The following is a 914-nucleotide window of genomic DNA, read 5'->3' as shown; positions in this document are numbered from 1 at the left end:
TGAGATGGGCTAGCTTGTCGGGGTTGGTCACCGAGTGGATCGCGTGGACCGTGCCGTCGGCGATGTCGAGCTCGATCACGCCGATCACGTGGCCCTCGGCGTCGAACTTGACGGCGCCCGGCCGGCCGTTGACCCAGGCGGGCCGGAGGGAGACGCCCAGCATCCCGGCCCGGCGGAAAACGCCGAGGAGCAGCCGGGTGACCGGCACGCGCCCGGCCAACCGCTTTCCGAAGGCCTGCACCTTGCCGCCGCCGTCCCCGTGCAGGACCACGTCGGGCGCGAGCATGCCGAGCAGCGCGTCCATGTCCCCGCCCGCGGCGGCCTCGAAGAACCTGCGGGCGAGTTCTTCGCCTTCCGCCCGCCGCTCGGGGGGTGGCGCGCTGCCGGCCACCTGCCCTCCGGCTGCGATGCGCTGCCGGGCGCGGGCGAAGATCTGCCGGCAGTTCACCTCGGTCTTGCCGGTGATCCGCGCCACGTCCGGGTAGCCGTATCCGAACACCTCGCGCAGCATGAACACCGCCCGCTCCAGCGGCGACAGGGCCTCCAGTAGCACCAGGAACGCCATCGACAGGGAGTCGGCCAGCTCGGCGTGCTCGGCCGGGCCGGGCCTGTCGGCGGGTACGACGACCGGCTCGGGCAGCCAGTTGCCCACGTAGGTCTCCCGCCGCACCCGCGCCGAACTCAGATGGTTGATGCCCAGCCGCGTCACCGCCGTGGTCAGGTAGGCCTTCGGATCGACGATCACAGTTCCCTTCTGCTGCGCCCGGGTCAGGCCGAGGAACGCGTCCTGCACGATGTCCTCGGCGTCGCCCACGGACCCGGTCATCCCGTAGGCGATGGAGAACAACAACGGCCGGTAACCGACAGCGTCTTCCTCATCCGTTGACACCGGCATGGAATCCTTCTCAACTCGC

At 70.6% G+C, this 914-nt stretch carries 1 protein-coding gene; it reads right to left on the bottom strand.

Annotated elements, in window-relative coordinates; all coding sequences use genetic code 11:
• Positions 1-889 (bottom strand): RNA polymerase sigma factor SigJ (gene sigJ / locus E1292_RS50525; RefSeq protein ID WP_246091081.1); only part of this gene is annotated, 889 nt, incomplete at its 3' end.
• Positions 890-914: the final 25 nt, after the last annotated feature.

Source organism: Nonomuraea deserti, assembly GCF_004348685.1.
GTDB classification, from domain to species: domain Bacteria; phylum Actinomycetota; class Actinomycetes; order Streptosporangiales; family Streptosporangiaceae; genus Nonomuraea; species Nonomuraea deserti.
The sequence above is the reverse complement of the archived record's forward strand: the minus strand, read 5'-3'. Positions and strand labels throughout refer to the sequence as shown.